Below are 25,575 nucleotides of genomic sequence, written 5' to 3'. Positions count from 1 at the left end.
TATATGCAATTAAAGCGAGTTGTAGTAACTGGACTTGGCGCATTAACGCCAATAGGGAACAATAAAGAAGAATATTGGAACGGCTTAGTTAACGGAGTTAGCGGAGCAGCACCTATAACGTATTTCGATGCTGCCAAGTTCAAAACTCGTTTTGCATGTGAGTTGAAAAACTTTAACGCGACTGATTTTCTAAACAGAAAAGATGCGCGTAAAATGGATAGGTTTACGCAATATGCAATGGTCGCTTCAGATGAAGCAATTGCAGATTCAAAATTAGACCTAGACGAAGTAAACAAATTACGCGTAGGTGTAATTTGGGGAGCGGGAATTGGAGGTTTAGAAACTTTCCAAGAAGAGGTATTGAATTATTCTAGGGGAGATGGAACTCCTAAATTCAATCCTTTCTTTATCCCAAAAATGATTGCAGATATTGCGCCTGGTAATATTTCTATTAAAAATGGATTTATGGGGCCTAATTATACAACAGTATCTGCATGTGCATCATCTGCAAATGCTATGATTGATGCTTTAAACTACATTCGCTTAGGACACTGTGATGTAGTTGTAACTGGTGGTTCTGAAGCTGCTGTTACAATTGCTGGTATGGGAGGTTTTAATGCAATGCACGCTTTATCTACAAACAATGAAAATCACAAAACGGCATCTAGACCTTTTGATGCTACGAGAGATGGATTTGTTTTAGGAGAAGGAGCAGGAGCTATTGTATTAGAAGAATACGAGCATGCAAAAGCACGTGGAGCTAAGATTTACGCAGAAGTTGTTGGTGGAGGATTATCTTCTGATGCTCACCATATGACTGCACCTCATCCAGAAGGAATAGGTGTTATTGCAGTAATGAAAAACTGTCTAGAAAACGCAGGATTACAACCGGAAGAAGTAGATCATATTAATACACATGGAACATCAACACCATTAGGAGATGTTGCTGAGTTAAAAGCAATTTCAGAGGTGTTCGGAGATCATGCTAAGAATATTAATATAAACTCTACAAAATCAATGACGGGTCACTTATTAGGTGCAGCTGGAGCCATTGAAGCGATTGCTACAATTTTAGCAATGGAAAATGGAGAAGTTCCTCCTACAATCAATCATGCTACGGTTGATGAGAACATCAATCCAGAGTTGAACTTAACGCTTAATAAATCTCAAAAGAGAGATATTAAAGTTGCGATAAGTAATACATTTGGTTTTGGTGGACATAATGCTTGTGTTGCGTTTAAAAAATTAGAGGAATAGTTTATGAATTTCCTTCGTAGAATAGTAAGACCGCAGTCAACCGATGATGAGGATTTTTACTATGAACTTAAGGAATTATTAAACTTTAAACCCATTAAGCTTTCTTATTATAAAAAAGCATTTATCCATCGATCAATGAAAATGGTTGATGATAAAGGAAATCCTATAAACTATGAGAGATTAGAGTTTTTAGGAGATGCCATCTTGGGGTCTGTAGTTTCTTCTTATTTGTACAAACAATCACCAGAAGGTAATGAAGGATATTTAACCCAAATGCGCTCTAAAATAGTTAGTAGAGAGCACCTAAATACCTTAGGGAAAGACCTAGAGCTTATTCGATTTGTTAAAAGCAATATAGCTAAAGAACATATTAGTGATAATATTCACGGAAATATATTTGAAGCGTTTATTGGAGCTATATATTTAGACAGAGGATATAATTATTGCCATCAATTTATTTATGAGCAAGTAATACTTCGCTATGTAGATATTGAGCGACTTGAAGGGAAGATATCTAGTTACAAAGGTTATATTATCGAGTGGTGTCAAAAGAACAAGAAAAAGTATAACTTTCAATCTTATGAAGACACTGGCAACCAAAACAAGAAACACTTTAGTGTTCGAGTGAGTATTGATGGTACGGTAATGGCAAAAGGAAGAGCAACTTCAAAAAAGAAGGCTGAAGAAATTGCTGCCAAAAGAGTATACTACGCCATGCAAAATCAGATGAAATCGTCCTAATTACTTAAGAAAACGTTTTCGTTAATTTCACAAATTCTTTTCATTTCATTCCTTAACTTAGCAAAAAACAAATTGTTGTTTTTATGCAAGCTTATTCGTTAGAAATCAATGATTTTTGGTGTGCAGAATATACATTAATAGGTATTCACACGCCCCTAAATGACTATAAACTTGCCTATAAGTTAAATCAGTCTTTAGATGTAAGGCTAGTGAGAGCTAGTTACGAGTTGGATTTTGAAGATAATAATAATAAATCTGCCTATCCGATTTTTGATTATATAGATAAAGAACTTGATAATAACTGGTTTTTAATAACAAATGTTTTTAAAGAAAAGAGAAAGACAGATGGAATAGGGTTATTTGAAGAAAGTTACTTTAAAACCTATTTGATACCAGAAAAGAAGAAAGTAGATTATTTTTTAAAAATTGAAGGAGATTTAGATTATGATTTTATCGTGAAAATGGTCGATAAGATTAATCAAATTCCGCAAATTTTAACTTCATATACTATAGATTCTGAAACATTAAAATCTAAAGAGAACTTAATTTTTTAAGATATGCCACATAATAAAAAGACGAAAATAGTAGCAACATTAGGACCAGCAACAAGCACTAAAGAGGTTTTAGCAGAGATGGGAGCATCTGGTGTTAATGTGTTTCGTATTAACTTTTCACATGCAGATTACGATGATGTAAAAGAACGTGTTCGTCAAATTAGAGAAATAAATGAAGAGCGAGGATATAATGTTGCAATTTTAGCAGATTTACAAGGCCCTAAGCTTCGTGTTGGGGTAATGGAAGAAGATGTATTGTTAAAGGATAATGATACCTTTATTTTTACAACTGAAGAATGTATTGGTACCGCTGAAAAGGCGTACATGACCTATCAACGATTCCCTAAAGATGTAAAGGTGGGAGAGAAGATTTTAGTGGATGATGGGAAATTAATGTTTGAGGTAATATCTACCGATAAGAATAAAGAAGTAGTTACAAAGGTTTTAGTAGGAGGTCCATTAAAATCTAAGAAAGGAGTTAATTTACCAAATACCAACATTTCATTACCAGCCTTAACTGAGAAAGATAAAAAAGATGTGGTTTTTGCACTTGAGCAAGAAGTAGATTGGATTGCCTTATCTTTTGTACGTACTCCTGAAGATTTACGTATGTTACGTGATTTGATAAAACAAAAATCACGTTATAGAGTACCTGTAATTGCAAAAATTGAAAAACCTGAAGCTGTTGAGAACATAGATGCTTTAATTCCTTATTGTGATGGATTAATGGTAGCTCGTGGAGATTTAGGTGTAGAGGTACCTATGCAAGATGTTCCATTAATTCAAAAGAGTTTAGTACAAAGAGCTAAAAAAGCAAGAATTCCTGTAATTATTGCAACGCAGATGATGGAAACAATGATTGAGAATCCTGTACCTACAAGAGCAGAGGTAAATGATGTGGCAAACTCAATTATGGATGGAGCAGATGCTGTAATGTTATCAGGAGAAACTTCTGTAGGAAAGCATCCAGTGAAAGTAATTAAAAAGATGACGGAGATAATTGGTAGCGTAGAGTTTTCACCATTGATTAAAGTACCTCACAATCCACCGCATATTAGAACCAATCGTTTTATAACAAAATCTGTTTGTCATCATGCCGCTCAAATGGCAGATGATATCAATGCAGCTGCAATTTCAACTTTAACAAATAGTGGTTATACAGCATTTCAGATTTCGGCTTGGAGACCTAAATCACATGTAATTGCATTTACTTCTGAAAGAAGAATTTTAGGAAAGCTAAATTTACTTTGGGGAGTAAGAGCCTATTTTTATGATAGAAACTTAAGTACAGATGATACAATTGACGATGTTAATGAAATCATTAGAGAGAAAGGTTTTGTAAAAACTGGAGACTTTGTAATTAACCTATCTTCTATGCCAGTAGAAGCTAAGGGAATGGTAAATACTTTACGTGTTTCGAGTATAGACTAAAAGTTTCAATCCTAAGGTATTAATTTAAGTTAATTCAAAAATGACAAACAAAACGATAGTTTTATTTACACTATTAGTAGCATTTGTTTCTACATATTCATTTAGTCAAAATTTTGAGGGAGTTTTATCTTACTCAATGGATTTTGAGTTATTAGAACAATTGAAACAAATGGGAGTAACAAAAGAAGTGTTAGCAGAAAAGATGAAGAAAGAAAATTCTTTTTCTAAAACAATCAATTGCTCCTATAAGAATCAAAATTATTTGATTGAAATGATCGATAATGGAACAAGAAGTATATACTTGGGAGAAGACAACACCATTTATACTAGAGGAAAGAATGAAGATCTTGTAGTTGCTATAGATGCAGGTATTGATTTGGAAAACTTAATGTTTGGAACCAAGGCAAAAATTGAGAACAAAGAAACCGATGTTGTCATTTTAGGTAAAAAATGTAATAAAGTAGTCATAACTGGGAAAGCAGGAGTATCTGAGTACTATTATAACTCAGATTTTTTAAAAATAGACCCGGAGTTGTATAAAAACCACAAATATGATATGTGGTATGAGTTTTTGAGTATTTCTAAGTCTCTTCCTCTAAGAATTGTTAAAGAAGTTAAAGGGATGATGAAAATTAAAATGGAATTAATTAACTATAAAGAAGAAGAAATTGATGTTGAGAATTTTATTTTACCAAAAATGAAAATTGACGAAGAATTGTCAAAATTTGTTCCTACGAAGAATCAAAAGATTTATAAAGTAGAATAGCTAAAAGAAGTTAATATCAAACAGAAATAAAAAAGAGGCATTACCCATAAGTAACGCCTCTTTTCATTTTATAGCTTTATCTTTCTAGAAGATATAATTGCATCATTGGTAACAAAAGGCATTGGCATCATTACCTCAGTTCTTGGTTGTATATTCAATGATGGGTTTGATAATAAGTCATAAGAAATTTCATTCAATGTAATGTTTGGAGTTTCGTTTTTATCCAATACAAATGAAAGATTTAGGCTACTATCGGTGTTCCCCATTTGATAAATTAATAAAGTTCCTTTACTAGTAAAAGGTTTTCCTTTATTAACTAAAGCATTGTTAGCCGTTAGTTTTTTAATGTTTAAACTAGAGTTACATATTAGTTCATATTTGTTAATAGCTCTTTGCGGCTGTATATGAATGTCTAAATGTCTTAAGTTTTCAATAACAGTATCTTTTTCAATATTTATAATAGAGTTCTTTAAATCTATGTTTTTTGCCTTTTTATGATAGTTAAACAATGTATTGTATTTACTTTTTCCTTCAGCAAAAGAAATACTACCTTCCTTATAATCTTTGTCAAATACCTGTTTTGTATACGCGTCTAAGTTTTTGTTATACGTTCCCCAATAAGCTTCTTTAGAATCATGATTTTGTACATAGACTAAGCTGTTCGGGAATTTTTTATCTACTGAAAAACCACGTTGATAGAAGGCCATAACAAACAAGACTAATGTAGCGAAACCTACAAAAAATTGTAACCCGTTTTTTTGTCCTTCCTGATGAAACACAGGTAGAATAAAACTAAACAAAAGAATCGTTAAGATAGCGGATACAAAAAGAATCTTTAATCCTAACGCTATAGGAAATAACTCTATCATTGGACTAAAAATATATACAGAAGGAATTCCAATAATTGCAAATAATAATGATTTATTGGTCTTCTTAATATCCATAAACAGAAGAACGGCTAAAATCAATAAAGAAGAATATACTGGAATGATTAAGAAACCAGCACCTTGCAAATGTTGATATACAAGTATATTGATAACTATACCAAGTACAATTGGAGCAATAAATAAATTTGCTGTTTTCTCTTTAGTAAAGCGATTGTATACTTTTAAAGTAAGCCATAAGCTCAGCAAAACAAAAGCCAAAATATAGTAATGACCGTTGTATGTAAATCCATGTAACATGTCATTGTATTTTGGATGATTAATTAAAATCAATTTCCAAAGAAAATAAGATATACCACCTCCTAAAACTAAAGAAGATAATAGCGGGATAAATCCTTTTAACATGCCTGAAAAAGTAATCTTTCCTTTTTTTAGTCCTATAAAAATTAAAAAGATCAAACCTATAATTGCAATTATAAGCATTGGAAATATCCAGCTAAAAGGATAGCTTAAAAGCTTTACAAAAGGGAAGTTTAAATATATATAATCTTCATTACTATTAAAATCATTTAAATCAGCTTCAGAGAAGTATTTTAAAGTAGTAACTAAATAATCTGCTTGATGTAACAAAGATTCCTTATCCATTCTCTCAAATGAATCCTGAGCCGTATGATAATCGAAATGATCATCAATAAATGCAAAGTTAAATCCATTGATATTAGCATTTTCCCTAAAAATGGTTAAATCTGTATCATTAGGTAGTTTTTTATAGATACTGTACATTAATGAGCTGGCAGCTGGATAATTTGGAGAAGCATTCAAAAACTCAGAAAGAAGTTTTTTGTTCTTTCCATTGGTTTCCATGAGCATAAAACTAGATCCGCCACTTCCTCTAGCTTCGAAATTAAGTACAAGTCCTACATCTTTTGCCCAAGGATGACATTCAACAAAAGCTTGTGCACCCAATAAACCTAATTCTTCTGCATCAGAAAAAAGGACAATAATATCGTTCTTAGGTTTAATTCCTTTTGCTAAAAAAGCACGTATTCCTTCTAAGATAGTAACAATACCAGAACCAGCATCACTTGCACCAATAGAAGAGTGCGGATTAGAATCATAGTGACTTAATACCAAAAGTGATTTTCCTTTTTGAGTCCCTTTAATTCGAGCAACAATATTTTCAACAGTAGTTCCTGCTCTCCATTTATTGTTTACCACAGATTGTATTTGAACTTCTGGAGTTAATCCAATTTTCTTTAGTTCATTCACTAAATATTTTTGAACTTCTTTATGTTCCTTAGTTCCTACGTGGTGTGATTTTTTAGAAATATTTCTTAAATGATACAAGGCATTATCAACTAAGAAACCAGATTCTTTTAAGTTCTCAGAAGCTTTTTCCTCTGATGGAATCATATCTTTAAAACTCCAATAAATGGTAAAAAAAATAACAAGAAGTGAGGCAAGTTTGGTAGTAGATTTCATTAATTTTTTTCTTTTGATAAAAGTAGTAAATTAATTCCTATAATAAGATTGGTTGTTAAGTTGTTAAAAATCAGTATATTTAAGTCTAACTAAAAAACTAATTATTATGGGGATAATAAATTTTCAAGGGAGAAGAACCAGCCAACCTGAGAAAGAGCATGAACCGATTTTAGTTTCTGATTATATGAGTAAAAACTTAATTACTTTTAGGGAGGAACAACCTATAGAAGATGTAATAGAAACGTTGATTCAGAATAAAATATCAGGTGGTCCAGTTGTGAATGAAAAAAACGAATTGATAGGAATTATTTCGGAGGGAGATTGTATGAAGCAAATTTCTGAAAGTAGATATTATAACTTACCAATTGATAAAAACAATACCGTAGGCAAAGCCATGGTAAAAGAAGTAGAAACTATAGACGGGAATATGAATATTTTTGATGCAGCAAATAAGTTTTTAACATCAAGAAGAAGGCGTTTTCCAATTGTAGATAAAGGAAAATTGGTGGGGTTAATTAGTCAAAAAGACGTATTAAAAGCAGCAATGAAATTAAAAGGAAATACTTGGAAATAGATTAGTCTTGTCTTACTAACAAATACATTTCATTTTCCAATTCTAAGTATCCTTGGTCATATACATAAAAGTAGGTATTACCTGCTTTTGTTGTATATATGGAAGTAACAAACTTAAAGTCAAAACCCTTATCAAAAAGCTTCCTACGAGTTACTTTTGTTTTGCCAGAAATATTTAAATCTGAAAGTACTTTATAGTTCTTTCGTAGACGATTGTTGGTATTTCGTATAAGGTTTTTACTTTCTTTATTTACTTTGTTATTAAAGGCATTTCTACAATAATCAGAGCAAAACTTTTTATCTACTCTACCAATAACTTTGTCGCCACACTCCAAACATTTTTTATCGCTCATAATCTGTTTTTTTCAATTCGTACCACTTTGCGTCATGTCCTTCAAAAACAAAGTTATTGATATACTTTAAACCTATTTTTTGTAGAATTTTGTTAGATCCAATATTGTCTGCTTCGGCAGCTCCATAAATGATATCGTAATTCATCTTTTTAAAACCAAAATCTAAACAAGCAAAAGCAGACTCTGAAGCATAACCTTTTCCCCAGAAACGAGGAATCAAACGATAGCCTATATCAATAAATTCAGTAAAGCCATTGAGCTCTTCTTTCTCTCCAGTATTGAATTTTAATCCAGACCAACCTATAAAATCACCGGTTTCCTTTTCAAAAGCAGCAAATCTTCCAATACCGTTTTCTCTATATTGTTTTTCAAAAAAGCTAATAATGTCTTCTGCTTGTTTGTAAGTAGTAATTGGTCTATTTCCAAGATATTTATGGACTTCTGGATTTGAGTCTAATTCAAAAATACCAGCAGTATCTTGTTTTTGAAACTCTCTTAATATCAATCGTTCGGTTTCTAGGTAAAATGTCATTTGTTTAAGATGGTTAAATATTTAGGCCAAGGACCTGTTGCTTCTTTGTATTGTTTTGCCATAGTTCTTGAAATCTGAGCTATATGTCCTAAATCATGTACTACCCAAGCAGCTAATAACTCACTTACCGTTACAGTTCCAAACTCAGGATGAATACCTGTAAGCTTTAATTGGTTTGTTGTTAAGTTTAATGAGCGTAAATAACGAATGTTTTCTTCTCTAAGTTGTTTGAGATCTTTCAACAAATCATGTAAACTTTTTCCTTTGGAAAGTTCTGATTGCGCAAAACGATCAAAAGGAATGAAATGTTTATCTTCTTCAAATAAGATAATTTTTAAACGAGGAATCCAATCCGTTTTTTCACCATGTATTAAATGACCAACTACATCAAATGGAGACCAAGTTTTAATACCTTCATTGGAGAAAATCCACTCATCAGAAAGATTTTCTAATAAAGAAATTAATGTATTAGGAGTTTTTTCTAAAACCTCTAAACCCTTGTCAATACTGAAGTCCATGGTCAAATATAAGGCATCTATATACAACTTGGGACAAGACACCATTTTTATAAATTAATTTTATAAATATATAGAAAATAAATAAGGTCTTTTTTATAAACTAAAAACCTTATGAATATAAGAAGACCACCATTGCTGGTGGTCAGTAACTAGAAACCTAGCTCTTAGTTTTACGTGAGTGAATTAAAATTACGTGTGCTATCATCGCAATATGAAACCCACTTTGTAGAAAGTCTTGAACTATTTCAAAATTTTCCATAAAGGTCAATTTTAGCGGTTAATCTCACTCTTCATATTATAATCTGAGCTTAGGGCAAATTTAAGAAAACCATCCTGTATAGGGTGGTTTTTATTTATCAAACTCAAAAAATACTTTAACCTCAACACCAATTGCATCAGCAATTCTTTTTAAAGTTAAAGTAGCAGGATTTTGCCTGCCATTCTCTATACTAGACAAGTTAGATTTCTCCATTGAAATTATAGCACAAACGTCTAGTTGACTGTATCCTCTTGACCTTCTAGTCTTTGAGATATTCTTACCTACTTTCTTTAGATATTTCTTATCGATATCTTCCATATTATAAAGAACATCAATAAACAATCGTTTAAGGTTATGATATATCATAACCTTTTTATACTTTAGCTGAAACAATTAAAATTAAAAATTATGGAAATGTTATTGCTTTTAGTAGGTCTACCTTTAGTATTGATTATTGTAGGATATATAATATGGAGAAGTGCAATGGATAATTATGGGTACAACGTATTTAACACATGGGTACTCGTTAGGTTATTGATTGCTGTTGTTTGTGGTTTTATAGACTTATACCTCGGGATTGGACTATTTGTTTTATTCTCTATATGGAACTTTATTGTAACATGGAAAAATACTTCTATGTTTATAGCAATACTTGCAGTAATATTTCAACCAGTAGCTTTGTGGTTCGCTTTTGCCGCTTTAAATAGATTGGCTAAGGCTTTAAATGACTAAATCAGATAAGATTTATAAACAAAAATGAGGTGCTTATTTTAATGAGTGTCTCTTTTTTTTATTGTTAACTATTATACAGCGAATTAGTTTTATTGACCTTATTATAAATCTGGTCTTATTTTTGAACTTAATTTTAAGAAAATATGAAATATGAAAAAAATTGATACGCTTTTAAATTTTTTTAAAAATTTTTTAATGCGTATTTTTGTTATAGAAGAAAAAGAAATAAAACCCTCTAATGAAATGACGTATAGCTCAATAACAATAGCAAATTATTTTATAAAATCGAAGTCTAAATTTGGACAATTAACTCCGATGAAAATACTTAAGTTAGTGTATTTAGCGGATGCTTGGTATATGACATTAAAAGATGGGGAAGAAAAACTTGTAAATGAGAAAGTACAAGCTTGGGATTATGGTCCTGTTTTTCCTAATTTATATAGAAGTATAAAAATAAATGGTAGAATAGATCTTACCGAGCCTCTGTCATACGATAAAGAAGAAACAATAAAAAATGAAGATGTTGGTTTTCTTGAAAAAATTTGGGAAATGTATGGACAATATGATGGTATTATGCTTAGTGCAATGACACATAAAAAGGGAACTCCTTGGGAAAAAGTTTATTGCAAAGGATGCAATTCAGAAATTCCAAATGACTTAATAATTGATCATTATAAACCTAAATTAAAAGAAGCTAATTAACATCCTTAATCCCCCGTTTACTATGACTAACTTTTACGATCGAATGCCTGATCAAGATGATGATAGAACTGTTGATACAGAAGATTTTGAAGAGGCGGTAAGAGATAATATTAACGTAAATCAAGAAGTTACTCCTCAAGAAGAAAGGTTCAGAGAGGATACAGTTTTAAGAAAAAATTTAGCTACAGCTTTTACTATATTAATCTCATTCTGGTTAGTGGCAGTTTTATTAATTTTAACGGGAAATAATAATATCTATGGATTAAGCGATGGAATATTAAAAACACTTTTGATTACGACCACTGCTAATGTTATAGGTATGATGATGATAATCTTAAAAAACTTATTCCCTAATCAAGATTCAAAAAAGCAAAGTGATAATTAGGAAAGTTTAGGACTTGTGTATAATTACTTCAATATTTTCAATATTATCTGGTAAGTATTCTAAGGGTTTATACTCGTCTTTGAAATCATTATCTCCAACCCATTCAGAAAGACCCCAAAAACTAAGTTTATTAGATTGATTATATTTAATAATAACTAATCTGCCACTTCTTTTAAGTCCTCTTAAAATACCTTCTAATTTAATTTCTTTTCCTTTTGAGCTTAATCCGTTAAATTGATTAAAAGCTTCTTGTATTTGAAAAGATCTTACTCCAGTTTTAAATACATTTCTAAAAAGCCATAATACTTTCTCTGGTCTCTTTTCTGAGATTGGAAATGTATTAACTTGAAATTGGTTTTCCTTTAGTCTAACAGGTGATTCATTCTTATATAGTCGCATAAGGGTTGCATCTATATATTCGAGTCTTTTAAGTAGTAACTCCTTTTCTTTTAGCAAACTTTCTATAAATTCCATAATGTAAATATAGGATAAAAATACATATAAACTGTATTTTATACGTTAATTAACGTATAAATAAATATTTTTACGTATATTTGTAGTGTAATTATAAAAGAAAAAGAAAATAATGAACTTTAAATCACTACCAAAACTACTAGATTATTTCAGAGAAGAAAGTATTTGTATTGAGTATTACGAGAAGATAAGATGGAAAGGAAACCCAACTTGTCCACATTGTGGTAGTGATAAGCCTTATAAAACTAATAGAGGTTATAAATGTTCAAATAATGATTGTTATAAAAAGTTTACAGTTAAAGTAGGAACTATATTTCAGAATAGTAAAATACCGATGCGTATCTGGTTTGCGGCGATATTCTTAGCGACAAATCATAAGAAAGGTATTAGCTCCGTTCAACTTGCTTTAGATTTAGGAATCACTCAAAAGTCAGCATGGTTTGTATTACATAGAATTAGAGAAATGCTAAAAGAAAGAGCACCAAAAATGTTAGGTAGTACTAAAACTGTTGAGGTTGATGAAACTTATATAGGAGGTAAGGAAAAGAATAGGCATTATAAGAAAAGACGTTCAGCAGTTAATGCAAACTTTACGAATGGAGGTAAAATATATTTTCCTAAAAGAACTGTAATTGGTATTGTAGAGCGTAAAGGAAAAGTAATCTTAAAACATAGTCCTAATGCTCAATTGAATAACGTTAAGGCGTTTATATCCAATAGTGTTGTTAAAGGAGCTACAATTTATTCAGATGAAGCACCTGTATATAACTATTTAAGTTCAAATTATTCCCACAAAACAGTTAAACATAGCTCTAATAAATATGTGATTGGTGATGTTCACACGAATACAATCGAAAACTTTTGGAGTGTTTTAAAGCGTGGTTTATATGGTATTTATCACCAAGTAAGTGAGAAACACTTAAGTAGGTATTTAGATGAATATTCAGCTAGATTTAACACTCGTGAACTTTCTACGCATGATCGATTCATGAAATTTTTATCGAATGGTGAAGGTGTTTTGTCTTATAAAAAGTTAATAAAATAAGGGTTTAAGTATTGTAAATGTTAAAACATTTATTTTACTCCACCCATTTAATTATTTTTTATAAATTAGTGGCATACATAGAGTTTAAATGAAATTTTATGTATTACAAAAAATAGAAACATATTTTTACCCCCAAAAAATAGATTTTGAAAAGCACTATCATTTTAGACCTTGTAGGAGAATTAAAAGAAACTAGAGGTATTCCACAATTCCTATTTTGTTCTAGTATAGAACCTAGTAGTATGTTCCAAGTTAGAAAAGAGATACTTGATTATAAAAAAGAGTGTCCTAAATCTGATGAAATAGATTTTATTATTAATTCTCCAGGAGGAAGCCCAGCGGATGCATACAGAATAATAAGAACACTAAGGAATAATTTTGAAAAAGTTAATATTATTGTTCCATTTTGGGCAAAAAGCGCAGCAACTTTATTAAGTTTAGGAGGGAGTGAAATTATCATGGATGAGTTTGGTGAATTTGGCCCTTTAGATATTCAAATAGCTATTCAAAAGGATGATAGTCCTGAATACGATAGAGAGAGTGCCCTAAACGATGAATATTCAGTTAAACTTATTGAGTCAAGATCGAAAGAGTTGTATTATAGTATGTACTTATCACTATATAATACTGATGATGTCAAAATTAATAAAGTTGAATTATCAAGGCAATTATTTGAATATCTATCTCAGTTTTACAAACCATTATTGAGTCAGATAAACCCTTATAATTTAGGTAGTAAAAAAAGAGCTTTAGATATTGGGCAACATTATGCGATAAGAGTTCTTACAGAATATAATAGATCTCTACCAGAATATAATAGACAAGTATTAGTAGATTATTTAGTGAACCAATGTCCAGATCATGGATATGTAATAGACTTTAATTTCATATCAAAAGTTTTAAAAAACGTTAAACTATCTAAAGAGATATCGGAGGAATATTCTACTCAGTTGAGTGAAGTTTCTTCAGCTTTAATGGATAGTAGCGATTTTAGTTTTATTGGATTTGTTTATTCTAAAAAAGAGTTAGAAGAAATTTTAGAAACTCAGGAAGAAACAAATCAGGATAGTAGTTTAAAAGAAATCAAAAGTGAAGTAAAATCAAAGAAAGAGCAAAATGGAGTCAAACAATAATAATATAGAAGTAAAAACGAATAAAGAAAAAATGATTTTGTTTAGAATCAATTTCGGAAATGTAGATAATAAAGTTATAAAAAATAGGATTAGGACAACAAATAAAAAAGCTCAATTTTATGATAAGGTTTTAAGTTCTAGTTTATAAAAAGAAAAAAATAACATCTCTTAAGAGATGTTATTTTTTTTTAAAAGAAGTCTTTATGTTAACAATTTTTATATGAAAAAGTTAATTATTAAATTTGTTATATGTCTGAGAACAAAAAGAAAATAAACGATTCTAAGAAAGAATCTAAAAAAGAAAACAAAAAAGATTATCAGGAGAAGTTGAAAATAGATGCTTCTTTTGATGAGGTTCTTGGTATGTTAGAAATAAAAGAAACTAAATAATATTCTCTATAAATCGGTTTTGACCGTTTAGCTAGGGTAGCTTGTCTATATCAAGACATTAGCAGTTTATAGATAGTTCTTATTCTTATAAGCGAAAGCTGGGAAGTTTAAATTTTGGTATATCCGCCTGTACTACTTGCAGGAAGTAAGTATTTTGTTGCTTACGAAATTTGACTTTTTAAAAAATCACAAAAATTACTGTAAAACAAAACTATAATGACTTGTCCCAAGTTGTATATAGTTACCAAATATAACAAAAAATATTCGTTTACATTCATTTACAAACGAAAACAAACGATTACTAACCAATTATAACTTGCATGATGTCGGATATTTGCAGAGTCGATTTATTGAAACGACAATGTCTTAACTGTTTAACGAAAAAATAATAATTATGAATGCACTTAGAAACAGAGTACAGTTAATTGGAAACTTAGGAAACACCCCAGAAATTATCACTTTAGATAGTGGTAAAAAATTGGCTAAATTTTCATTGGCCACCAACGAGACCTACAGAAATAGTCAAGGTCAAAAAGTAACAGATACACAATGGCACTATATTGTTGCGTGGAACAAAACTGCCGAAATTATAGAACAGTATCTAGAAAAAGGAAGTGAAGTGGTTATTGAAGGAAAACTAACTTCAAGATCATTTGAAGATAACGAAGGAAACAAACGTTATGTAACAGAAGTTGTTTGTAATGAGTTACTAATGTTAGGAAATAAGTAGAGGGGAGAATTGCTATATCACCACTAGAAAAGAAATTGAAAAAGAAAGAATAAAACGGGCTAAATTGTTTAGCTCGTTTTTTTAGTTAAAATTAAACCGCACTAAAATATTGGTGGTAAGTCCTAAAGACAATCTTGTAAATTTATCTACCTCATTGGTGTTTTGATTAATTCTGTAGTAATTATTAATCGCATTTTCACTTCCTGTAACATTCCAAATAGCAAAGCCAAAATCGGCTCCTACATTTTCAGAAATTTTATATTGATAGGTAGCGGAAGCATCCATTCTAAAATAATTAGACAATCTGCCACTGTTAGCTTTGCCAAAATTTACATTATTATTAATAATTTCTTGATTTTCTAAAGGGAAAGAAGTTGGTTTTCCTGTTTGGTAGTTAATTCCAGCGGAGAATTTAAAAGTTTTGTAGGTATAAGTATTACCTAAGGTAATAGAATGTGTAAAATCGAAATTACTTGGAAAACTTTTTTCCTCAAGATTTTCGAAAGTATATTTATTTCTTAAAAAAGAATAACTCAACCAAGTGTTGAGGTTCTTTAATTTTTTTCTTGCTAAAAACTCAACTCCCCATACATTATAACTTCCTTGTTCTTTTACAAATTCATATTTGGTGGTAAAACTTTGACTTTGTGTTGTAATACCATCTATGGATTTATAATACCCTTTGATATCTAATAATAAAGAGTTGTTTATATAGTTAATTCCAAATGATAATTGTTTACTGGTAATTACTGGAATTTCATTGTCGTCAGATAATTGCCAACGTCTTTTTTCAATACCTAAAAAATCGTTTTGGAAATTGATGATTTGCGAAACATTTTGGTGTTTAAACTCTCCTAATATTTCAGAGGTGATCTTTGAAGAAATCTTTTTATGAATGCTAATTCTAGGTTCTATAATAGTCATTTTAAATTTTTCTATGTAGTTAACTCTAATCCCTGGTTTAATAATAAAGTCATTATTTAAACTTTGAAATTGAGTCTGAGCATAAAGAGCATGTTCTCGTATTACATCTGAACGCAATCTTAAAAATCTAGGATTGTCAACATCATTTAAATTGGTAACCTGCGATTCGGTAAAGTTATACCCCAATGTATATTTCCAGTTATATTTATGATAGTTTGCCTCTAATTTAGTTCCAGTTTCTGAAACAGTATTTTCTTGTAAAAAACGCTGGTCATCAAAAATATTTACATTGATGGCTTGGAGATTATAATCTGTTTCGTAGATATTCAATTGAGTAGAGAAATCATCACTCCAGTTTCGTTTATAGCTAATTCCGCCAGCAATAGTGTTCTGAGACAAACTACTTTCTTTACTTTCTATAGAAGCATTTACTGTGGCCGTTTCGTCAAAAGTTAAATCGTTATTAATAGTTATAAAATTAACACGTATTTCATCATTAGGTGTTGGTTTATATAACCAACGAAGTGAAGTGTCGTAAAATTTAAAACTTTGATTGGAGTTGGTAACATTTACAACATTGTTTGCTACTTCAGTATTTTGAGTAACACGTTCAAAATATTCTTCATACGTTGGAGTTCTCAACCATTCATCAATTGACCTTCTTGCGGCAATTTGAATAGATGATTTTTTTCCTAAAGGAAGATCTAAAAAAGCATTAGCATTGATAAAATTTAAACTAAAACTACCTTTAAGTTCTCGTTGAATTTTATCATCAGATTTCATATGAATTGTACCCGAAACACCGTTAGATAAAGAAGCGTCAGAACCGTTAGTGGTAACGATCGCTTTTTGGGTGATTTGTGGATTAAAACTAGAAATTAAACCAAAAAAATGCCCCGATTGGTACATTTTAATATCATCCCAAAGAATTAAGTTTTGATCGTGAGATCCTCCTCTAATATTAATGTTTGATACCGTTTCATCAGCACTTTGGATACCTGGTAATGCCTGTATAGAGTGCAATACATCAGCTTCTATTAATCCGGGAAGTAAAGAGAATTCAGAAAAATCAATAGCAATACTTCCATCAATATTTTTGTCAATCCCTTTAATCAAATAACCCGTTAAAGAAACTTGCGTAATTTCTTCTTGCTTTTCTTTTAAATAAATGGTTTTACAATCGTTTTTTAAGAAAGATTGTAATGTAAGGGTAAGAGGTTGGTGACCTAAGAATCGAATGGTTATTTTTTCTGAAGAAAATCGCACTAAGGTTTCAAAATAGCCTTGCTCATTACTCACAACATTTTTAAAATTTGTAAGAATGCTTGCTCCTTCTAAAGCAGATTGATTATCAAAACTTTTTACATATCCACAAACCTTATAGACTTTTGAAATACTATAGTGGTTGTTGTCTATTTTAGTAAATATTAAAGAAGTTTGAGACTCTATTGTTTTAAATTTCTGAGCCAAAGGAAGCTCTTTAGATAGCGCATATACACTAATATTATCAATAAAATTACTATTGTAATTAAATTGAATATTGTGTTGAGTAGTAATTTCCTTTAGTATATTTTTTAGAGGTAATTTACTTTGAGCAATCATTGTAAAACATCCTAAAAAGTATATACAAAAAGTAAAATAATTCCTTTTAGTTTGGTTCATCAGAAATGATTACTTCTGTTTTATTCTTAATGGTATATGTTAAATTAAAGGGCTGTGTTATTGCCTTCAGAGCACTTTCCATATTATTATGAGTAAATGCTCCAGTAAAATAAACTGCATTGTTTTTTAAATGGGTTGTTATGGTAATTTGATATTGCTTTTCCAGTTCGGTAATTACATTCGTTAAAAGAATACGTTCAAAAGTACTTTGATCGTTTAACCATTGTGGAGTTGCCAATACAATAGATGACTTTTCTGCATTGCCGTTTCTAAATGTAAATTCAGTGCCTGCTGGTAATTGAACAGTTTTCTGCTGGTAACTTACTTGTACCAGCCCTTCATAACAAGAAACTTTAAAAACACTGTCCCTAGATATTACGTTAAATTCAGTTCCTAAAACACTTACTGTTCCGTAGGTAGTATTTACATCAAAACGACTTCCCTTTTCAACATCAAAAAAAGCTTCTCCATCTAATTTTAAAAGTCTATTTGCATCCCAATTTTTATCTTGATATTGTAGTGTAGACAGTTCATTTAACTGAACAATTGAATTGTCTGGAAGTGTAACTGTTTTATTTTCTGAATAGTGCGTATTGAAATTTTTCGAAGCTGAATCAAACATGAAATAAAAGAGCCCTAAACTGATAACTAATACAGCGGCAATTCTTGGAATCAATCTTTTCCAATTCGATTTCTTCTTAGCAAGTAATTTCTTTTCTAAAGTGTCAAAAGAAACTACTTTAGTATGATTGTCAGCGCTAAAACGCTGCCCTTCTTCAATAATCTCTTTTAAAAAAGGGGCGTCATCTAATGCATCAAAAGCAACTTGCTCTTCATGTGTTAGCTCGACTTTTAACCATTTTTCAATTAACTCATTTTTCTCCATTATTCCTCTTTATATATAGAACAACTTTAATTTAAAATGTCCCATTATTTTTTATTTAATTCTTCTAGTTGATCTTTTAGCTTTTTAAAAGCCGCATAAATTTTGTGCTCTGCTACCTTTTTGGTTACTCCCATCAACTCGGCAACTTCCTTGTGGGTTTTTCCATCAATTTTATTCAGCATAAAAGCAATTCGTTCTTCTTCTTTTAAACTAGCCAACGCCTTTTCATATCGTTGTAAAAATTCTTTTTTTCGTAAAACAAACTCAGGAGATTCGTTAGTATAATCTATGGGTCTTACTTCTTGGTATTTAAATACCACTTTTTGATGCTTTACAGAATTTAGCATTAGATTATTTGCAACTGTATATAAAAATGACTTCGCTTTTTCTGGGGTTACCTTAGCACAGTTTTCCCAAAGTTTAATAAAAGCATCTTGAGCTTTATCACTTGGGTTATGAGTATCACCATATTTATAATATAAAAAATTACTTAGTCCTTGAGCATACTTTTCATAGAGTGCAGAAAAGTGCTTTTTATCACAAATATTTTCGAATAAAGATTTTGACAATGTAAGGGAGAATTAAAAAATCTTTAGAAAGATAGAAATTTTTTCGGGACATTTAAAAATGTAGTTGTTTTAAAATAAAGACGAACTAAAAAACAAGATTTATGAAATTTTTAAAATCCACCTTATTATTACTAATTGCAACTTTGGTTCTTTTTTCTTGTAGAACTGAAGAAATAAAAATTATTGATCCACCTGTAAAGAATGCTCTTGTAGATAAATCTCCTGTTGTTAGGTTAATGAATAGAACCGCTTTAAGAGATGGATCTAAAGATAATATTATAGATAAAGCAAGTTGTATAACAGTAAAATTACCAGTAACAGTTACTGTAAACTCAAATGAAATTACCATTGACAATGAAGATGGTTATAAAGAAATAGAAGATCTTTTTGATTTATTCGATGATGATGTAGATACAGTGGAAATTAAATATCCAATTGAAGTTATCTTAAGTGATCATACCGTTAAAACAGTTAATTCTGATGCAGAGTTAAAAGAATTGGCAGGAAACTGTAATGGAGAGAATGAAGAAGATGATGATATTGAATGTTTAGATTTTGAGTATCCTTTTTCAGCATCTGTTTTTAATGAAAATAACGATTTGATTTTAACACTTACTTTAGAAGATGATGAGCAATTATTTAAAATGTTAAACGATTTAGAGCAATATGCTGCTGTAACGATAAACTTCCCTATTAAAGTAAAATTATCAAATGATACGCTTATTACTATAAATAATTTACAAGAATTAGAAGAAGCAATTAATACTGCAGTTAACAGTTGTGATGAAGATGATGATAACGATTATAACGATGATGATTGTGATACTTGTACTACAGATATTTTAAATGAGTTCTTTGGAAAATGTGAAGAATGGAAAGTAGATAGATTAAAAATTAACGGAGAAGATTATACCGATAATTACGAAAAAGCTACTTTTTATTTTAGAGAAAATGGATCATTAAAGATTATTAAAAACGGAAACATTTCTGAAGGAGAATGGACAGCATCTGGAGAAGCAAATAACATTATGATTACTATTAATGTTGATGGTTTTGATAAGTTTAATAAAACTTGGACTTTACATGAACTAGACACTGATACAGACGAAATACAGGTAAGCTTGTTTTCTGGAGAAGATAAACTTCGATTTGAAAGTTCTTGTAATAAAGGAAGCAATAGCGGGGATAACCTAAGTGAAACGTTAGCTTCTCCGAACAATGTTTGGGTTGTAGAAAAGTATTCAGATAATGGAGAAAACTTAACTCAAGATTTTGCTGAGTATGAATTCTATTTTGAAACTTCTGGAGTTGTAAAGGCTAAAAAAGGAACGAGTATTCATTCTGGAGATTGGAAATCACTAGACCAAGGAGCTAAGTTATCTCTGGAGTTTGAACAACATGATATTTTAGAAAGACTTAACGAAGGGTGGAAAGTTGTGGAGCTTTCTGAAAGTCAAATAATGCTAAAAACATATACTAGCAGTGGAACAATTGAAGATATATTAATTTTTAACAAAAAATAGTTACTCCCAATAAATTCCTTTTATTTATTCTTGATGAACCAGCCAGTTGATTAGTTACTCGGCTGGTTTTTTTGAGTCTTCTTTTAGGGTGTACTTGTGATGTGCTCGATGTAATTTTTTCTGAATACGTTCTCGTAGTCTTTGAGGTTTTAATATTTCTATAGAATCTCCATAACCTAAAAGAAGTCTTTCTAGCTCGAAATTTATCTTAACAAAAATGTTAAATATTGTTCCATCGTCTTTTTCTTCAATTAAACGTTGAGATTTGTGAAAAGGTTTGGTAAAAACATAAGGAGCCATTTGTTTTTCTACCCAAAATTGAATACGTTGAGGTCGAGAATTGGGAACTGTAGCTCCAACTACATCTTTGTAAAAAACATCTCCTTCAATATTTAAATCCTTATAAATTGTATTATCTGCCACCGAAATATTTATAATTCTATCTAAAGCCAATGTTAGATAACTATTTTTATGAATGGACAAAACAAACCATCTATTATTATATTCTTTTATTAATTGTGGGTGTATTACTTTATCACTAGGCTCAAGAGCTTTAAATGATTGGTACCTAATTTTTAAAGCTTTTTTTTGCTGAATAGCATTATACAAGGGGTCTATAAATTCTAATCCTTTTAACTGTTCATTTTTATCTAAATGAATAATAGCCCTATTATTTTTTTGAGAAGAGTATACCGAGTCCTCCAATCGTTGTAAAACACCGTCCATTTCTTTAAACAAAGAAAAATCTTTAAACTGACGTAGTACTTGGATGGCATCATTCATCACTTTTACATCATTTTCAGTAACCGGAATGTTCATAATAGAATACCCTTCTTCTGCATAACGATAATACTTACGTTGGTATACTTCAATGGGGGCATTATATCCTAATTTATCACTACGCATCATTTGAATGTCTAGCTGAACGGTTCGTTTGCTCACATATACATCTTTTCCCTCATATTCATATAAAGCATCAGAACAAGCATCGATTAGGTCTTCTAAAGTCCAACGACGCATAGTATTTCGCAAACATTGATCAATCGTTTTATATCGTATTAAAGCGTTTTTATTAGAAGCCATTTTATAAATTATTTAGTTCATTAGTTAAATTAATTCGAGCTTGTTTTTCAAACAAATCATTAAAAGTTTTAGAACCATAAATAACTTCTTTATCTAAAAAATGTTGCAGTACTTTTTTACGTCCTTTTTTATACATAAACCATGGAACTAATTGATATTCTTTACGAATCAACTTTGTATAATTAGTATAAACTTCCGAAGATTTTCCTAGTATGGTAAGGTCAAAATCAACCAAAAGTTGTGTGTCGTTATCCGAAGCTTGGTGAGTTTTTGTAGCAATAATTTGTTGCTGAATACTTTCTAAAGAAGACTTTGATAAAACATTGTCTAATTCTAGTAAAGCAAAATCTGCACTCTTTTCTTCATTGTCTTTGTTCCAGATATTGTAAATGACATCATGATAAAAAATAGAAAAAGCAACGATATCTGAATTTTCTAAATGCTCTTGGTATTCATCAAAATAAGAAAATAGTTCTTTTAAATGTGTTAGGTTGTGATAAGCTCTATGAGACTCTGAATATTTTTGGTGAAGGTTTGTCCAAAGTTGTTGGATATGAGCCTTATTGGAAGTATACTTTTCTAAAAGATGAAAGAATCTGTTTTCTAAATCCATATTGTTTTTTTGTAAAAATCATAAAATAAATTTTAGTACGCAAAAAGATTGCGTAACACTGCTAAATATTTGCAGTGTGATTAAGAAAAAGAAGTCGTTTTAGAGGGAAAATGCTATGAATAAAAAATAAAATAGAGAAAATGATTATAGAAAAAGAAATTATTGTAATAGCAGAAAATGGTAATCAAGATATATTATATGAATGGATTGAAACCAATAGATATAAATTAGAATTTGTATCTGAAAATTCTGGTTGCGGTTGCTGTGTGAGTATTTTTACAATTAAAGGAAAAGAAAAGATTATAAATACAATTCCAAAAGAAATTTTATTATGAAAAATGAAAGACATATTACAGGAAAAGATTTAATTGAAATGGGTTTTAAATCAGGAAAATGGTTCCCAGAAGCTATGGAGTATATTAATTCGAATGAATTAACAGAAGTTCAAATAATGGACTATTTAGAGCAGTTTAAACCTGTACCAGAGATGCCATTGTTAAAAGAACCAGCGGATTTTAGTGTTAATATCAAGGCAGAGAATGAATTAGAAGAAACAAATGTAAATTCTGTAGTTCATTCTATGGAGGTATTAATGAAAACACCAACGTTGGTAAATGGAGCTATTATGCCAGATGCTTGCCCTACTGGTCCAGCAGGAACAATTCCAGTAGGAGGGGTAGCAGTTGCTAGAAACGCTATTCATCCAGGAATGCATAGTGCAGATATTTGTTGTTCGTTAATGTTAACAGATTTCGGAAAAGCAAATCCTAAAGAAGTACTAGATGCAGCTCATAGTATTACACATTTTGGTTATGGAGGTCGTTCTAGGGAGGAGCAATTTAGATTTCCTATGGATTTATTAGAAGAGATAGAGAATAATGTATTTTTAAACGATCAAAAAAGTATCTCTGCGGCACGCTCACATTTAGGAACTCAAGGTGATGGAAACCACTTTTTGTTTGTGGGGAAGTCTAAGAAAACAGGAAACACAATGTTGGTAACGCATCATGGAAGTAGAGGTTTTGGAGCAAATTTATATACTAAAGGAATAAAAGTGGCAGAACGATTTAGAAGAGAATTATCACCACAAACCTTAAAACAAAATGCTTGGATTCCTTATGAAACTGAAGAAGGGAAGGCATATTGGGAAGCCTTACAAATTATAAGGAAATGGACAAAAAAGAATCATGAAGTATTGCATGATGCTACTTTGGAAAAACTAGGAGTTGAAAAAGAAAATCGATTTTGGAACGAACATAATTTTGTGTTTAAAGATGGTGATTTGTTTTACCATGCAAAAGGAGCAACACCGTTGAACCCGAAATTTATGCCTGATATTACTGGTCCGAGGTTGATTCCGTTAAATATGAGTGAACCTGTGTTGATTGTCGAAGGAAAATCTACTGAAAGTAATTTAGGATTTGCTCCGCACGGAGCAGGAAGAAATGTAAGCAGAACGCAACATAGAAAAAGTAAAACAGGAACTTTTGAAGAAATATTTGAAGAAGAAACTAGAGGTTTAGATGTACGTTTCTTTTCTAATGAAATTGATATTACTGAATTACCATCAGCATATAAAAATGCAACAACGGTTCGTAATCAAATGAAAGAATTTGGTTTAGGAGAAGTAATTGATGAGGTATTACCTTATGGATGTATTATGGCGGGAGACTGGCAAAAGAATGCTCCTTGGAGAATTAGAAAAAGACAAGATAAAAAGAAGAGAAAATGAATTTTTATTGTAAAAAATGCAATCATCATTTAATTGAAAATTTAATTCAAGCTAAAAAAGAAGAAATTCTATACGATGATGAACAAGATTTAATTCCAATTGGAAAATTTGTTTTAAATGAAGGAATATGGAATTTTGATGATTTAGAAATTACTTATCTAGTTAATGCCGATAGTATCGTTTTAAAAAATCATTACAACTCTGTAAAAATGCAAGGATGCTGTGGACCAAGTGGAATGGATGGGTTAAATAAACTTTGTCCTAATTGTAGTCAAGAAATAGGAGTTCTAGTGTCAGATTGTTATACTCCACGTTTTATTGGAATAGATAAAAATAAAGTAAGTGAATCACCTATTTGGTGATTGTTAAAACTGAATTGAACAAACCTATAGAATTGTAAAAAAAAAATAAAGGTTAGGAGGTTTTACGAGAAAAATACTTGGAGTTCAAGTCTCATGGATTTGAAACGATAAATTGTATAATTCCAGAAAGAAGCTAAGAGAAACCAAAGAAAAGGTAATGGAAAGAGAAATAAATCAAGAATTAAAGCAAAAAGCGCTAAAGCTTTTGACAGATGAAATTGATACGAAGACCTTTGAAAGATCCTTGTATCAATTAGTAGGAAGTAAAGTGGTAAACAGTAAAACTTTGTTGTTTGATTTTATAAATATAAATTATAAGGAAAAGAACCATAGGAGTAAATTATTAAATCTAATAGAAAGTTATTGCTCAGAAGAAGAACTATTAAGTTTAAGAGTTTATACTCTATGTCAAAAGTTGTCAACTTCAGATAATCAAATAGAAATTTTAGATGTCGTTAATTTATTATCTGATTTAAATCGGCAAACTGATTATCAGTATGACATATTGTATGAGTTCTATATGCTAAATGATAATACTTTAGGGGATGGGTTTCATTATTATTCATTAACAAAAGAAGAAGTTGCGAGTAGGGCTAAGTCTTTTTCTAAAAAAGTTATTTCAGAATTTAATGTATATAAAGAAGAAGATTGGTTTGGTTTTTTAAATTGTGTAATAGAAAAAGAAGAAGAAAAGAAAGAGCAAGTAATAAAAGGTTATTCTTTGGAAGTAAAAAGTTCTGAAAACATCAGTGTATTTCGAAAAATAGGTAATTTGCTTAAAGGAATGTTTGGAATGAATTAAAAGAATAATTCCTATTTAAAATCAATCTAATAGAAAAAATCAAATAAAAATATCATATTTGCAATAGTTCATTGAAATGGCTTTCTCATTTTATGAGATATGTAAGACAATAGTGTTTTACATAATTTATAAAATGTAATTATTATGAATTGGAAAATTCAAAAGTTGAGTAATGGAGAAACCATTATTTCAAAAGAGCCAGGTAATTCGATGTTACCTATTTTAAAATCAAAACAACCGGTAAAGTTAAAACCAATTAGTTGGGAAGAATGTGAGGTTGGAGATATTGTTTACTGTAAAGTTCGTGGAAACTGCTTTACGCATCTTGTAAAAGGAAAGAACAATAAAAGAGGTTTATTAATAGGAAATAACCATGGAAGAATTAATGGATGGACTAAAAATGTATATGGAATTGTAGTAGAAATATTATCAATGCCATAGGCATTTCAGAAAAGAAAGATAATAGAGAATATAGATT

30 protein-coding genes are annotated in these 25,575 nt (G+C 30.3%); 19 read left to right on the top strand and 11 right to left on the bottom strand.

Annotated features, from left to right (window positions below; genetic code table 11):
* The first annotated feature begins 3 nt into the window (after positions 1 to 3).
* The 5 genes from fabF to Q0873_RS06635 all read left to right on the top strand — a co-directional run bounded on the left by fabF (position 4) and on the right by Q0873_RS06635 (position 4,749).
* The gene (gene fabF, locus Q0873_RS06655; protein WP_299105267.1) at positions 4 to 1,257 is read left to right on the top strand and encodes a beta-ketoacyl-ACP synthase II; all 1,254 of its coding nucleotides are present in this window, start codon (positions 4 to 6) and stop codon (positions 1,255 to 1,257) included.
* A gap of 3 nt (positions 1,258 to 1,260) precedes the next feature.
* The gene (gene rnc, locus Q0873_RS06650; RefSeq protein WP_299105264.1) at positions 1,261 to 1,998 is read left to right on the top strand and encodes a ribonuclease III; all 738 of its coding nucleotides are present in this window, start codon (positions 1,261 to 1,263) and stop codon (positions 1,996 to 1,998) included.
* An 83-nt stretch (positions 1,999 to 2,081) separates the two neighbouring features.
* Positions 2,082 to 2,552, top strand: coding sequence for an IPExxxVDY family protein (locus Q0873_RS06645; RefSeq protein ID WP_299105261.1), 471 nt, complete (start codon positions 2,082 to 2,084; stop codon positions 2,550 to 2,552).
* A gap of 3 nt (positions 2,553 to 2,555) precedes the next feature.
* Positions 2,556 to 3,983 carry a pyruvate kinase gene (pyk, locus tag Q0873_RS06640; protein WP_299105258.1) on the top strand — a complete coding sequence of 476 codons (1,428 nt, stop codon included), beginning with the start codon at positions 2,556 to 2,558 and terminating at the stop codon, positions 3,981 to 3,983.
* Between the two features lie 40 nt (positions 3,984 to 4,023).
* Entirely contained in the window at positions 4,024 to 4,749 is a 726-nt protein-coding gene (locus Q0873_RS06635) for a hypothetical protein (RefSeq protein WP_299105255.1), read from the top strand.
* Between the two features lie 68 nt (positions 4,750 to 4,817).
* Here Q0873_RS06635 and Q0873_RS06630 read toward each other — a convergent pair whose 3' ends face one another.
* The gene (locus Q0873_RS06630; protein ID WP_299105252.1) at positions 4,818 to 7,115 is read right to left on the bottom strand and encodes a M20/M25/M40 family metallo-hydrolase; all 2,298 of its coding nucleotides are present in this window, start codon (positions 7,113 to 7,115) and stop codon (positions 4,818 to 4,820) included.
* A 106-nt stretch (positions 7,116 to 7,221) separates the two neighbouring features.
* Here Q0873_RS06630 and Q0873_RS06625 point away from each other — a divergent pair, with 106 nt between their 5' ends.
* Complete coding sequence (locus tag Q0873_RS06625; protein WP_299105249.1) at positions 7,222 to 7,689, top strand: CBS domain-containing protein; 468 nt, start codon at positions 7,222 to 7,224, stop codon at positions 7,687 to 7,689.
* Position 7,690: 1 nt separating this feature from the next.
* Here the strand turns inward: Q0873_RS06625 and Q0873_RS06620 are convergent, their stop codons facing one another.
* The 4 genes from Q0873_RS06620 to Q0873_RS06605 all read right to left on the bottom strand — a co-directional run bounded on the left by Q0873_RS06620 (position 7,691) and on the right by Q0873_RS06605 (position 9,716).
* Positions 7,691 to 8,041 carry a hypothetical protein gene (locus Q0873_RS06620; RefSeq protein ID WP_299105247.1) on the bottom strand — a complete coding sequence of 117 codons (351 nt, stop codon included), beginning with the start codon at positions 8,039 to 8,041 and terminating at the stop codon, positions 7,691 to 7,693.
* Entirely contained in the window at positions 8,031 to 8,573 is a 543-nt protein-coding gene (locus Q0873_RS06615; RefSeq protein WP_299105246.1) for a GNAT family N-acetyltransferase, read from the bottom strand. The genes Q0873_RS06620 and Q0873_RS06615 overlap by 11 nt, the downstream gene beginning before the upstream one ends.
* A complete protein-coding gene (locus Q0873_RS06610; RefSeq protein WP_299105244.1) occupies positions 8,570 to 9,136 on the bottom strand; it encodes a DinB family protein in 567 nt (188 codons plus the stop codon). The genes Q0873_RS06615 and Q0873_RS06610 overlap by 4 nt, the downstream gene beginning before the upstream one ends.
* Positions 9,137 to 9,440: 304 nt before the next feature.
* Entirely contained in the window at positions 9,441 to 9,716 is a 276-nt protein-coding gene (locus tag Q0873_RS06605; RefSeq protein WP_299105241.1) for a helix-turn-helix transcriptional regulator, read from the bottom strand.
* Between the two features lie 42 nt (positions 9,717 to 9,758).
* On the opposite strand from Q0873_RS06605, the gene Q0873_RS06600 reads away from it, so the two are divergent.
* From Q0873_RS06600 to Q0873_RS06590, 3 genes are all read left to right on the top strand, one after another.
* Positions 9,759 to 10,082: a hypothetical protein gene (locus Q0873_RS06600; protein WP_299105239.1), complete on the top strand. Its 324-nt coding sequence runs from the start codon at positions 9,759 to 9,761 to the stop codon at positions 10,080 to 10,082.
* 150 nt (positions 10,083 to 10,232) lie between these two features.
* Positions 10,233 to 10,784 (top strand): type II toxin-antitoxin system antitoxin SocA domain-containing protein, encoded by a 552-nt coding sequence (locus tag Q0873_RS06595; RefSeq protein ID WP_299105237.1) that lies wholly within the window; start codon positions 10,233 to 10,235, stop codon positions 10,782 to 10,784.
* 22 nt (positions 10,785 to 10,806) lie between these two features.
* On the top strand, positions 10,807 to 11,169 hold the full coding sequence (locus tag Q0873_RS06590; RefSeq protein ID WP_299105235.1) for a hypothetical protein: 363 nt from the start codon (positions 10,807 to 10,809) through the stop codon (positions 11,167 to 11,169).
* Positions 11,170 to 11,175: 6 nt separating this feature from the next.
* Here Q0873_RS06590 and Q0873_RS06585 read toward each other — a convergent pair whose 3' ends face one another.
* Complete coding sequence (locus Q0873_RS06585) at positions 11,176 to 11,643, bottom strand: hypothetical protein (protein ID WP_299105233.1); 468 nt, start codon at positions 11,641 to 11,643, stop codon at positions 11,176 to 11,178.
* Positions 11,644 to 11,755: 112 nt separating this feature from the next.
* Here Q0873_RS06585 and Q0873_RS06580 point away from each other — a divergent pair, with 112 nt between their 5' ends.
* The 4 genes from Q0873_RS06580 to ssb all read left to right on the top strand — a co-directional run bounded on the left by Q0873_RS06580 (position 11,756) and on the right by ssb (position 14,941).
* Positions 11,756 to 12,688: an IS1595 family transposase gene (locus Q0873_RS06580; protein WP_299105231.1), complete on the top strand. Its 933-nt coding sequence runs from the start codon at positions 11,756 to 11,758 to the stop codon at positions 12,686 to 12,688.
* Positions 12,689 to 12,834: 146 nt separating this feature from the next.
* Positions 12,835 to 13,821 carry an ATP-dependent Clp protease proteolytic subunit gene (locus Q0873_RS06575; RefSeq protein WP_299105229.1) on the top strand — a complete coding sequence of 329 codons (987 nt, stop codon included), beginning with the start codon at positions 12,835 to 12,837 and terminating at the stop codon, positions 13,819 to 13,821.
* Positions 13,822 to 14,070: 249 nt separating this feature from the next.
* Positions 14,071 to 14,211 (top strand): hypothetical protein, encoded by a 141-nt coding sequence (locus tag Q0873_RS06570; protein WP_299105227.1) that lies wholly within the window; start codon positions 14,071 to 14,073, stop codon positions 14,209 to 14,211.
* 394 nt (positions 14,212 to 14,605) lie between these two features.
* Positions 14,606 to 14,941 (top strand): single-stranded DNA-binding protein, encoded by a 336-nt coding sequence (ssb, locus tag Q0873_RS06565; RefSeq protein ID WP_299105225.1) that lies wholly within the window; start codon positions 14,606 to 14,608, stop codon positions 14,939 to 14,941.
* 81 nt (positions 14,942 to 15,022) lie between these two features.
* Here the strand turns inward: ssb and Q0873_RS06560 are convergent, their stop codons facing one another.
* Genes Q0873_RS06560 through Q0873_RS06550 form a run of 3 tightly spaced genes read right to left on the bottom strand, consistent with a single transcriptional unit; the run spans position 15,023 to position 18,982 of the window.
* The gene (locus tag Q0873_RS06560) at positions 15,023 to 17,467 is read right to left on the bottom strand and encodes a TonB-dependent receptor plug domain-containing protein (RefSeq protein ID WP_299105223.1); all 2,445 of its coding nucleotides are present in this window, start codon (positions 17,465 to 17,467) and stop codon (positions 15,023 to 15,025) included.
* 46 nt (positions 17,468 to 17,513) lie between these two features.
* Positions 17,514 to 18,413 carry a FecR family protein gene (locus Q0873_RS06555; RefSeq protein WP_299105221.1) on the bottom strand — a complete coding sequence of 300 codons (900 nt, stop codon included), beginning with the start codon at positions 18,411 to 18,413 and terminating at the stop codon, positions 17,514 to 17,516.
* A gap of 44 nt (positions 18,414 to 18,457) precedes the next feature.
* Positions 18,458 to 18,982: an RNA polymerase sigma factor gene (locus Q0873_RS06550; RefSeq protein ID WP_299105219.1), complete on the bottom strand. Its 525-nt coding sequence runs from the start codon at positions 18,980 to 18,982 to the stop codon at positions 18,458 to 18,460.
* Positions 18,983 to 19,083: 101 nt separating this feature from the next.
* On the opposite strand from Q0873_RS06550, the gene Q0873_RS06545 reads away from it, so the two are divergent.
* Positions 19,084 to 20,505, top strand: coding sequence for a hypothetical protein (locus Q0873_RS06545; protein ID WP_299105217.1), 1,422 nt, complete (start codon positions 19,084 to 19,086; stop codon positions 20,503 to 20,505).
* A gap of 54 nt (positions 20,506 to 20,559) precedes the next feature.
* Here Q0873_RS06545 and Q0873_RS06540 read toward each other — a convergent pair whose 3' ends face one another.
* Positions 20,560 to 21,588, bottom strand: a complete 1,029-nt coding sequence (locus Q0873_RS06540) for a WYL domain-containing protein (RefSeq protein WP_299105215.1) — start codon at positions 21,586 to 21,588, stop codon at positions 20,560 to 20,562.
* Position 21,589: 1 nt separating this feature from the next.
* Positions 21,590 to 22,201: a hypothetical protein gene (locus tag Q0873_RS06535; RefSeq protein ID WP_299105213.1), complete on the bottom strand. Its 612-nt coding sequence runs from the start codon at positions 22,199 to 22,201 to the stop codon at positions 21,590 to 21,592.
* 140 nt (positions 22,202 to 22,341) lie between these two features.
* Here Q0873_RS06535 and Q0873_RS06530 point away from each other — a divergent pair, with 140 nt between their 5' ends.
* The 5 genes from Q0873_RS06530 (at position 22,342) to Q0873_RS06510 (ending at position 25,538) form a co-directional block, all read left to right on the top strand.
* Positions 22,342 to 22,536 (top strand): hypothetical protein, encoded by a 195-nt coding sequence (locus tag Q0873_RS06530; RefSeq protein ID WP_299105211.1) that lies wholly within the window; start codon positions 22,342 to 22,344, stop codon positions 22,534 to 22,536.
* Positions 22,533 to 23,933, top strand: a complete 1,401-nt coding sequence (locus Q0873_RS06525) for an RtcB family protein (RefSeq protein WP_299105209.1) — start codon at positions 22,533 to 22,535, stop codon at positions 23,931 to 23,933. The genes Q0873_RS06530 and Q0873_RS06525 overlap by 4 nt, the downstream gene beginning before the upstream one ends.
* A complete protein-coding gene (locus tag Q0873_RS06520) occupies positions 23,930 to 24,295 on the top strand; it encodes a hypothetical protein (protein WP_299105206.1) in 366 nt (121 codons plus the stop codon). The genes Q0873_RS06525 and Q0873_RS06520 overlap by 4 nt, the downstream gene beginning before the upstream one ends.
* Positions 24,296 to 24,452: 157 nt before the next feature.
* Positions 24,453 to 25,097 (top strand): hypothetical protein, encoded by a 645-nt coding sequence (locus tag Q0873_RS06515; RefSeq protein WP_299105203.1) that lies wholly within the window; start codon positions 24,453 to 24,455, stop codon positions 25,095 to 25,097.
* Between the two features lie 144 nt (positions 25,098 to 25,241).
* A complete protein-coding gene (locus Q0873_RS06510) occupies positions 25,242 to 25,538 on the top strand; it encodes a S26 family signal peptidase (RefSeq protein WP_299105200.1) in 297 nt (98 codons plus the stop codon).
* The last annotated feature ends 37 nt before the right edge of the window (positions 25,539 to 25,575 follow it).

The organism is uncultured Tenacibaculum sp., from assembly GCF_947498805.1.
Lineage (GTDB): Bacteria > Bacteroidota > Bacteroidia > Flavobacteriales > Flavobacteriaceae > Polaribacter.
Note: the sequence above shows the minus strand (reverse complement) of the source record. Positions and strands in the feature narration are given on the sequence as shown.

Bases quoted from the DNA above. Each gene is read 5' to 3' on its own strand.
- Q0873_RS06590 (WP_299105235.1), top strand. From the start codon at position 10,807: ATGACTAACTTTTACGATCGAATGCCTGATCAAGATGATGATAGAACT.
- Q0873_RS06610 (WP_299105244.1), bottom strand. From the start codon at position 9,136: ATGGTGTCTTGTCCCAAGTTGTATATAGATGCCTTATATTTGACCATG.
- Q0873_RS06605 (WP_299105241.1), bottom strand. From the start codon at position 9,716: ATGATATATCATAACCTTAAACGATTGTTTATTGATGTTCTTTATAAT.
- Q0873_RS06515 (WP_299105203.1), top strand. From the start codon at position 24,453: ATGGAAAGAGAAATAAATCAAGAATTAAAGCAAAAAGCGCTAAAGCTT.
- Q0873_RS06545 (WP_299105217.1), top strand. From the start codon at position 19,084: ATGAAATTTTTAAAATCCACCTTATTATTACTAATTGCAACTTTGGTT.
- Q0873_RS06625 (WP_299105249.1), top strand. From the start codon at position 7,222: ATGGGGATAATAAATTTTCAAGGGAGAAGAACCAGCCAACCTGAGAAA.
- Q0873_RS06520 (WP_299105206.1), top strand. From the start codon at position 23,930: ATGAATTTTTATTGTAAAAAATGCAATCATCATTTAATTGAAAATTTA.
- Q0873_RS06555 (WP_299105221.1), bottom strand. From the start codon at position 18,413: ATGGAGAAAAATGAGTTAATTGAAAAATGGTTAAAAGTCGAGCTAACA.
- fabF (WP_299105267.1), top strand. From the start codon at position 4: ATGCAATTAAAGCGAGTTGTAGTAACTGGACTTGGCGCATTAACGCCA.
- ssb (WP_299105225.1), top strand. From the start codon at position 14,606: ATGAATGCACTTAGAAACAGAGTACAGTTAATTGGAAACTTAGGAAAC.
- Q0873_RS06615 (WP_299105246.1), bottom strand. From the start codon at position 8,573: ATGACATTTTACCTAGAAACCGAACGATTGATATTAAGAGAGTTTCAA.
- Q0873_RS06635 (WP_299105255.1), top strand. From the start codon at position 4,024: ATGACAAACAAAACGATAGTTTTATTTACACTATTAGTAGCATTTGTT.
- Q0873_RS06560 (WP_299105223.1), bottom strand. From the start codon at position 17,467: ATGATTGCTCAAAGTAAATTACCTCTAAAAAATATACTAAAGGAAATT.
- Q0873_RS06540 (WP_299105215.1), bottom strand. From the start codon at position 21,588: ATGGCTTCTAATAAAAACGCTTTAATACGATATAAAACGATTGATCAA.
- Q0873_RS06585 (WP_299105233.1), bottom strand. From the start codon at position 11,643: ATGGAATTTATAGAAAGTTTGCTAAAAGAAAAGGAGTTACTACTTAAA.
- Q0873_RS06530 (WP_299105211.1), top strand. From the start codon at position 22,342: ATGATTATAGAAAAAGAAATTATTGTAATAGCAGAAAATGGTAATCAA.
- Q0873_RS06535 (WP_299105213.1), bottom strand. From the start codon at position 22,201: ATGGATTTAGAAAACAGATTCTTTCATCTTTTAGAAAAGTATACTTCC.
- Q0873_RS06525 (WP_299105209.1), top strand. From the start codon at position 22,533: ATGAAAAATGAAAGACATATTACAGGAAAAGATTTAATTGAAATGGGT.
- Q0873_RS06620 (WP_299105247.1), bottom strand. From the start codon at position 8,041: ATGAGCGATAAAAAATGTTTGGAGTGTGGCGACAAAGTTATTGGTAGA.
- Q0873_RS06595 (WP_299105237.1), top strand. From the start codon at position 10,233: ATGAAAAAAATTGATACGCTTTTAAATTTTTTTAAAAATTTTTTAATG.
- Q0873_RS06510 (WP_299105200.1), top strand. From the start codon at position 25,242: ATGAATTGGAAAATTCAAAAGTTGAGTAATGGAGAAACCATTATTTCA.
- Q0873_RS06570 (WP_299105227.1), top strand. From the start codon at position 14,071: ATGTCTGAGAACAAAAAGAAAATAAACGATTCTAAGAAAGAATCTAAA.
- Q0873_RS06580 (WP_299105231.1), top strand. From the start codon at position 11,756: ATGAACTTTAAATCACTACCAAAACTACTAGATTATTTCAGAGAAGAA.
- Q0873_RS06630 (WP_299105252.1), bottom strand. From the start codon at position 7,115: ATGAAATCTACTACCAAACTTGCCTCACTTCTTGTTATTTTTTTTACC.
- Q0873_RS06600 (WP_299105239.1), top strand. From the start codon at position 9,759: ATGGAAATGTTATTGCTTTTAGTAGGTCTACCTTTAGTATTGATTATT.
- Q0873_RS06645 (WP_299105261.1), top strand. From the start codon at position 2,082: ATGCAAGCTTATTCGTTAGAAATCAATGATTTTTGGTGTGCAGAATAT.
- pyk (WP_299105258.1), top strand. From the start codon at position 2,556: ATGCCACATAATAAAAAGACGAAAATAGTAGCAACATTAGGACCAGCA.
- rnc (WP_299105264.1), top strand. From the start codon at position 1,261: ATGAATTTCCTTCGTAGAATAGTAAGACCGCAGTCAACCGATGATGAG.